Genomic DNA, 7,719 nt, shown 5'->3' with positions numbered 1-7,719 from the left:
CCAGTGGAAATGACGGCGCCAATATGCTCGGCAAGTGGCGCGATCAGCAAGGCAAGTGCCTGGCACAACTGTAATCCCTCGCCCATGTTGACCGGATCTTCAATGCCGATCATGATCAGTATGTCGCGCTTCTTCTGCAGCGACATATCCAGTGTGTTACGCAGTTTTTTCCACTGCGGATGCGATTGCCCTTGTCGCAAGACGCTTGCCGGCGCATCAACGCGCTCCATCTGCCCAGTGGCAAACAGATATTCGGCCTGGACTCGCGATACGTTCGATAAACTGCCAACCACCGTCAGGATTGATCCGTTGGTTTTAACGGGAGCAACCTGGTCCGGCTTGGCAGCGACACGCGTAGCAGCGAGCAAATGATTTGCCAGCCCTGCGGAGCCGACCCAGAATCTCGGCATCGACAGTGAAATCGACGCCTGTGCAATGGCTTGCAGGTCATCGTCGGCTTCAACGTCACATACAACTGCCTGCACGCCATCTCGCGCGCATGTTTCGAGCAACGTGCGCAACTGCTGGGCGCCTTGTCGTATTTCGTTAATGCAGATCGATGCGGTCTTGATGCCATGGTGTGCGAGCATGCTTGGAATATGGGCGGTGCCCGTAATACCTTCGCCACGCCAGATTTCCGTCATTTCGAGCGGCGTATCGTTTAGGTATTGTTGGCCATTCGTCGTAAAGCGGCCGGCCTGCGGAAATGCCGGGGCAACAATCGCCAGTCCCGCCTGATTAATGATTGAACCAAGTTCCTGTGCAAAATTGCCTCGCAGCGTTGAGTCAATTTTTTTATATAGCAGCTGTCCTGCCGAGCGGTACCGGTTAAATATATCAAGATGGATTTGGGCGGCTTCGGCTCCAGGCAGACGTCGAGTATCTGCATCAATCGAGATGACCTGAGCCGCCTCTGTGTCGGCACTTTGCCCTGCCTGCCGATCGATGACTACCAGCGTCTGCAGGCCAGCCTTGACGAAGGCACTAGCGCAGTCAGCTGCGCCAGACAGATCGTCGGCAATTATCAGTACTTGTGTCATAAATTCCTGCCTTATGCTGCCTCGACCTTGGCTATTTTTGCCAAACTCTCGAAAGACAAATACAGCGCAACTGCAACTCATTTACACCCCTTTCGCTCGCGAATTAAGGGCATTTTTGAGTACTAACTGAGGCAGTTTCGGTCACGCGGCTTCGTAGGCGCACGAAAGCAAATTAAATAGGGTCGGATGCCAGCTATCACTCGTCCTCTTCTTTTGGACGGGATGGCACCAGTCGAGACGATGAGCCGTAGCCTACTGGTGAGAAAAGAGCTTCAATCCGGGCACCGGCATGTCGGCCTGTAACAACGTGCCGCTCTCGGACTCTGTGATGAACAGCGTGCGTCCGTCCGGACCGCCATAGGCCATGTTGGTCGTGTGGTGCCCGATCGTTGACTGAATTCGCGCCATTGGCTCGCCGCGCGCACTGAACAGCCAGATCACCCCCAGCCCGATGTGTGCGACGGCCAGGTTTCCTTCACTGTCCACGGCGAGGCCGTCTGGACCCCCACCGCCGGACAGCTGAATGAAATTCCCGACCTTCGCCACACCACCATCGGCGAGTAGTGGCACCCTCCACACGGAGTTGGCTCGCGTGACCGCGACATAGAGCGTGGTCTCTGTCGGATCCAAAGCAATCCCGTTCGGACTCGGAATGTTGTCGAGCAGGCAGTCGACGTGGCCATCGGCCCGGACGCGGAACACGCGCCCAGTCGGATCATGCAGGCCGGTGAGCCCCTGGTCGGTGAAATACAGGTCCCCGTTGCTGGCAAATACTAGATCGTTGACCGCTTTCAGTCGCTCGAGCCGCACGCGCGTGATAAACGGCGTCACCTGACCAGTGGAAGGGTCCAGCACCATGATGCCGTTAGCGTAATCGGCAATGAAAATTCGCCCGTCACGATGAATGGCGAGTCCGTTGGGCTCGCCATCGTATTCGACTACCGTTGAGAAAGTGCCAGTCGGTGAAACGCGAAATATTCGACCGTACGGAATATCCACACACCAAAGCATGCCGTCGCGATCAAACGCTGGCCCTTCCAGCAGCGAGTGCTCGGGATGAACGCCGGGCTGACCGCGGTGCCACTCGGTTTCGTGACCAGTTCGGCGCAGCGAATCTGGGAGTCGGGCAAAAATCCTTGTCGGAATCGTGGGGGGTGCATTAAAAAACATTGTCCTAGCCTGCCTTCATTATTGTGGGAAGCCACGATGCTATGTCGGGAAACGCATAGAGGAGGAATGCAAAAGCCAAGAACATGAGCATGTAACGCACCAATGTCTTTGCGATGGCACCGAGACTTCGCTCATTGGCGATAGACGGGATCGCAAACCGGCTCGACTCCATCGAGGGCGTCAGTACACCAAGCCCGATGAGCGGAGTTGATGTGAACTTCAAGTGATTTCTCCTCGATCGATTGGTTCGCGGCAATTAAGCATTTATGCTAATAATTTTAGTGGAATTTCGAACTAAAATGCAAAACATGTTCAAAATATTTTTGAAATGCGCAGTTTCCGCATTTCAAAGAACGACTTGTCCCTGATAAACGCTTATGTTTACGATGTGCACCGAATTGCTGCGTCCGGACTTTTTGTGCCCCTGTTTGCCTAGTGGCTGGTTTTTTATGTGAAGAACGCGTCGACGCATATGCGCAAGGTCATATCGCGCAGATCGGCGTGTTGCGGATTCATCCTGGTGTCTCCTTCCGGTCAACGTGGCCATGGCCGCTGGGGCGCCGACTTTTGTCATTTTGATTGCCGTCTGAACATATGCATTCCTGTTCATCGCACTTGGCGCCAAACTTAGAGTTCGCCTCCAGCACTGTCCAATGAAACTAATTTAGCATTCGATAATTGGACTGAAACGGGGTGATCCTCCATAGAATGCTTGTTGTGCGACCCTGCTGATGCGAGGGTGCCTGTTTTTTCGACAGTCCTTTTTATGCAAGCCGGACACCGCGTGTACACCTCGGGCATGCATACACGCAGATCCGCATCGGCAATACCGCGATTCACCGATGGCGGCAAGCACCGTCTTAGACTACATGCACGAAGAAGCGGCTGCCCCGGCAGAATCGTTGCAGGATCAGGCAACGAATTTGGCCCGGGCGGTGGTCTAAGATGAAATAGCCAGAATCACGCTGCCATTACTGGGCCCTGCCCGAGCAATTCCAGCTCAGGACAGTGTTTGAAGTCAAAGTCGGATTAGTCGGGCGAAGCCGGACCGATCTCCATTGCCACCAGAAAACGCGACACAAGGTTATAACCTGCAATCACTCCGACTAGTTCCACCATGGCCTGATGACTTCCCAGCGCGGCGAGCGCCGCCGCGAACGTTGCATCGCCGACCTTGATATTGCGCGTCATTTCCAGCGACATCTGCAGCACCGCCCGTTCGGTCTGATCGAAGTGATCGATATCGTGCGCGGCGATGTCCGGATCGAGTAGCGCCTGCAGTTGCGCCGCGCCGCCGCCCGCGGAAAGAAAGGCGGCAGCGTGCTGCTGATATTGATAACCTGCGCCATTAATACTGCCGACCGCGCAGGCTACCAGTTCGCGCAGTTTGGGCGACAGCTGCATGTTGTTCTTGATTCCGCCGAAAAAACCATTCCAGGCAGTGGCCAGCACCGGACTGTGCAGCATCATGCGATCGACGTCCAGCAGCTTGCCGCCGCGCCGTGCGTGCAGTTCAGCTACAAGCGCGGCCGGCTCGGCGATATCGGGAGCAGTGTAGGGTAAGCGTGCCATGGTTCAGGTATTGAGATGCGGCGCCGGATGCCACTTTTTCCAAAAGTCGGGATCGCGACAGATCACCAGTTCACCGCTCGGAAACTCAGTCAATAGGCGCAACCGCGCAATGGAGGCGATTTCACGCCCCTTCAGTAGTGACAAACCGGGAGTACCGAGCGGTTGACGAACGTCCAGCCGCTCTCTTCGTTCGGACTCTTCCGCACTTCTGGAAGTCGGGCAAATACCCTCGGCTCAGCTACCTGTGGCGGAAAAGATAACTTCAACGAGCATCCTACATATTTTTGTGTCAAATACCTGCCGTCTATTGATTGCCGGCGACAGCGTTTATGTGTTTCTCGGTAGCGGCCTGCAATTGGCTTTTGTCCGGACCGCCCCCATTGATGATCATTCAATGGGTCTTACGCTGGTTGGTGACATTAACGAGTAGGTCGATCTATTTGCGGGCCGAATCTATAAAGTGTTTGCGTACATCGGAGTCGAAACGGACGAGGATGCTGGCATACCGCCACTTTGAACAGTTCCAATCCGCGATCGAGTGAAAACTAGCGAGATCACTGCCCCGAGAATCAGCAGAATTCCTGCTGTGGCGAACGCGTATGTGTATGAATTTGTTGCAGCAACCATGTAGCCGGTCAGAATTGGCGCGAGAATGCCGAAAGTGTTGCCCCCCACTAGGGTCAGACTATTTGCTTTGGCAGCGTCGGCCGTATGCACCAGCAGATCGTTGGCCAGTGCAAAATTCAGCGAAACCGCTGTTGAGAGACCGGTGAGAGAGATAGCCAGCATCGCGACTATCAGCCAGATATTATTGACCAGCGGCGCCAGCAGAATTACCGAGGAGCACAGAAGCATGGAAGCGATCATGGCGCGGCGCTTTCCCCGTTCTACGTCGCCTGGCTTGAGAATTTTGTCGCTGAACTTGCCGAGGACGATACCTAAAAGAACCGCACAACCATATGGCAATGCGGTGTAGATAGCTGCTTGCGTAAGGTCCATCCCCTTTGAAGCCTGGAGATAACTCGGCAGCCAAGTAAGGAATAGATACTGCGAATAAACTGCACATCCTTGGGTTAGAGCGATACCCCACATGCTCCTGGAACGCAGCAGTCCCTTTAGCCCGACACCTTTTGACGTTTCGGTTGTGGTTGTGTATTCCTCAGCAGTTGTGGATGTACGAGCAGCTGTAAGCTCGCTCTCGTGGCGGAACCATATCAACCACGCAGCCAGCCAAACAAAGCCGATTGCACCGGCAACCATAAATGCAATACGCCAACCGAACGTTGCCACCAACCAGCCGAACAAGAGGGCTCCCAACGCGGGCCCCGCGTACGCACCGCTGTTGAATACTGCTGTGGCAAATCCGCGATTCTTTGCAGGCACCTGTTCTCGGATGACCTTGTTGCCCGATGGATAAGTTGTCGCTTCGCCAGCACCCATTACCAAGCGCGTGGCCATAAGCTGTGCGAATCCAAGTGATATCCCGGTGGCAATGGTTGCAAGGGACCAAACGGACATCCCAACAGCACTGACGCGTTTAGCACCATAGCGGTCGGCCAGAATTCCGGCGGGAATCACAAAGGCCAGATAGGTCCAGAGGAAAGAAGAGAATAGGTAGCCCATCTGTATCGGGCTCAAGTCGAACTCCGCAGCAATAGGCTTCGCCGCAACCGACAATGCAATTCTATCAAGGTAATTGATGAGAGCCATCAGGAACAGCAGTACATAGATAGCTGCTGCGCTTCTAGGCAGGGATGATTTCATTTTTGTCTCCGTAATTTATTGACCCGCGAGGGCCTGTAGGCGAACCATTTTCCTGCCCTACTTCTTTTGGTAGGGTCAAGGGTACTTCGGATGCGTATCTGCCTGACCGCGGTAGGAAGTCGTGCATTTACGTCAATTTATTTTATCGAAATTGCGAAGAAAATTGCAAACAATACTCAAAATATTTTTTAAATGCGTAGTTTGCGCATTTTATGTAGTGGCTTGCCTGTAACCTGAATCCGCCACCTCAAGCATGAGAGCGACCATTTCGGTGGCCATGCCCGGTTACGATGTCTTTGCGGAAATTGGCGATGGTTTTGAAGTCAGGAGCCAAGCGTCCCGTTAACCACACATACCATCGCAGATTTTGTCGCGTTAGCCGCAGGTGGACGTGATTCTGGCGGGGACGAACGCCAGTCCATCAGACTGGACGGATTTGTGACCAGCCCACGCCTGGATAAGAGTGCCGTCAACGCTGAAGTGCTCGCCCGAGAGCAAGCCTTTGTGCTCGGCTTGCTCCAGCACCAGATTAAAGAGCTCGATGACCGCGTCGTGCTCGATCAGACGCTCGCGATTCTTGGTGAAAACGGTGGGCACCCACACGGCATCGTCCATGGCCAGGCCAATGAACCAGCGAAACAGAAGGTTGTATTGGGTCTGCTCCATGAGCTGGCGCTCGGAGCGGATGCTGTAGAACACTTGCAAGAGCATGGCGCGCAGCAGCTTCTCGCGCGCGATGCTGGGGCGACCACCTTTGATGTCTGCCTCGTACATGCCTGAGAAGAGAACGTCCATCTTCACCAAAGCTGCATTGACCATCTGGCGGATGGGTCGCAGTGGATGATCGGCTGGCACGAAGTCCTCCAGCTTTCGCGTAGTGAACAAGCTCTCGGTGAAGGTGTCGGCTCCGCGCATGTTGTTGGCTATGGCTGTATCGGTAAATCGGTAAATCGGTATCAAGTTAACGTTTGAGGGGTGGGCCGCGTGGACCGGTTGGGGTATTTCAGCAGCCTGTTAAGTTCAAGCATAATTACACATAAATTTATAAAAAGAAATTCAATCTCATGGTTTTCCCTATAGGGGTGCCATGCACACATTGAAGCACCATTAAGGAGCAAGATTTTGACCGCTAAATATGAATTGCTATTACGAGGAAACAGCCTGAGTTTCCGCGGTGGTTTTTTTGGCCTGTGCAATGTCGTGCTGGTCACAGCCGAAGACGGCACGCGCATTCTGTTTGATACTGGACACTATTGCGTACGCAAAGGGTTGCTCAGCGGGCTCAAGGAACGTGGACTCGCACCGACCGATATTGATCTGATTTTTCTCTCTCACCTGCATTTTGACCATTGCCAGAATCTTGATCTATTCAAGGGCGTGCCTGTCTGTGTCGGCGAAACTGAATTGGCCTATGCACGCAATCCGCATCCCGAAGATCTGTTTGTACCGTGGAAGATTCATGAACTGCTCAGTGAGTTCGAGGTCCGCATATTACCCAAACAAGGCGAGGTCGTACCCGGGATAGAGCATTTCGAAGTCCCGGGGCACACAACGGGCTGTCAGGCACTTCGCTTTAGCCTGGCAGATGGCAAGCGTGTAGTGCTGGCTGGAGATGCAGTGAAATATCCCAAAGAGATTCTGGCAAAAGTCAGTGATATGTGTTTTGCAACGGTCGAGCAATCACGCCAGTCCATTGCAGACATCTGCGAAGGCACTGATATTGTTGTGCCGGGCCACTTTCCTGAGATTTTCCGACGCAATGGCGGCTGGATCTGGGATGAACCTGCCTCAATTGAGTTATTCCTGCGCTAGCACTGCCCTGAATGTTGTTGAATGTTGTTGGTTCTGTCGCGATAACGGACTCTGGCCGAAAAGAGTTGCGTCGCTGAGCTGGTGATCAAACTGCGAGGCTGTAGAACTGCTGTGCTACGGACATGGTTTGGCCATCTGAGCAGTCCAGCTGCCCCTTGCGGATCACGTGCATTGTCTCGATGCCTGCAATGATGATGCGAGCACTCCAAAACGACTTGAACCCCAGCATCGGTCGGGTTATCCGTTTGATCGCCCGGTGGTCCTGCTCGACGATGTTGTTGAGGTATTTGCATTGGCGCATCAAGATATCAACGCAGGCGTCCGCTTTCACGCTTTCAAGGGCCGCCAGTAAGATTCGTGC

General features: G+C 53.9%; 6 protein-coding genes and 1 pseudogene. 1 reads left to right on the top strand and 6 read right to left on the bottom strand.

Annotated elements, in window-relative coordinates; genetic code table 11:
* The 5 genes and pseudogenes from B3F77_RS19505 to B3F77_RS19485 form a co-directional block, all read right to left on the bottom strand.
* On the bottom strand, positions 1 to 1,040 hold a 1,040-nt coding region (locus B3F77_RS19505; protein WP_293606559.1), incomplete at its 3' end, for a four-carbon acid sugar kinase family protein.
* Between the two features lie 252 nt (positions 1,041 to 1,292).
* The gene (locus B3F77_RS19500; protein ID WP_293606558.1) at positions 1,293 to 2,210 is read right to left on the bottom strand and encodes an SMP-30/gluconolactonase/LRE family protein; all 918 of its coding nucleotides are present in this window, start codon (positions 2,208 to 2,210) and stop codon (positions 1,293 to 1,295) included.
* A 1,029-nt stretch (positions 2,211 to 3,239) separates the two neighbouring features.
* Positions 3,240 to 3,782: a carboxymuconolactone decarboxylase family protein gene (locus tag B3F77_RS19495; protein ID WP_293606557.1), complete on the bottom strand. Its 543-nt coding sequence runs from the start codon at positions 3,780 to 3,782 to the stop codon at positions 3,240 to 3,242.
* Positions 3,783 to 4,235: 453 nt separating this feature from the next.
* Positions 4,236 to 5,546 (bottom strand): MFS transporter, encoded by a 1,311-nt coding sequence (locus tag B3F77_RS19490; RefSeq protein ID WP_293606556.1) that lies wholly within the window; start codon positions 5,544 to 5,546, stop codon positions 4,236 to 4,238.
* A gap of 417 nt (positions 5,547 to 5,963) precedes the next feature.
* A pseudogene (locus tag B3F77_RS19485) lies at positions 5,964 to 6,461 on the bottom strand (IS5 family transposase); the annotation flags it as partial.
* Between the two features lie 207 nt (positions 6,462 to 6,668).
* On the opposite strand from B3F77_RS19485, the gene B3F77_RS19480 reads away from it, so the two are divergent.
* Positions 6,669 to 7,358 carry an MBL fold metallo-hydrolase gene (locus tag B3F77_RS19480; protein ID WP_293606555.1) on the top strand — a complete coding sequence of 230 codons (690 nt, stop codon included), beginning with the start codon at positions 6,669 to 6,671 and terminating at the stop codon, positions 7,356 to 7,358.
* Between the two features lie 85 nt (positions 7,359 to 7,443).
* Here B3F77_RS19480 and B3F77_RS19475 read toward each other — a convergent pair.
* Positions 7,444 to 7,719: DDE-type integrase/transposase/recombinase (locus B3F77_RS19475; protein ID WP_293606554.1), on the bottom strand; the 276-nt coding region annotated here is incomplete at its 5' end.

This window comes from Polaromonas sp. UBA4122 (genome assembly GCA_002381615.1).
GTDB lineage: Bacteria > Pseudomonadota > Gammaproteobacteria > Burkholderiales > Burkholderiaceae_C > Polaromonas.
Note: the sequence above shows the minus strand (reverse complement) of the source record. Positions and strands in the feature narration are given on the sequence as shown.

Coding starts and splice junctions, on each gene's coding strand:
- B3F77_RS19500 (WP_293606558.1), bottom strand. CDS start 2,210: ATGTTTTTTAATGCACCCCCCACGATTCCGACAAGGATTTTTGCCCGA.
- B3F77_RS19495 (WP_293606557.1), bottom strand. CDS start 3,782: ATGGCACGCTTACCCTACACTGCTCCCGATATCGCCGAGCCGGCCGCG.
- B3F77_RS19490 (WP_293606556.1), bottom strand. CDS start 5,546: ATGAAATCATCCCTGCCTAGAAGCGCAGCAGCTATCTATGTACTGCTG.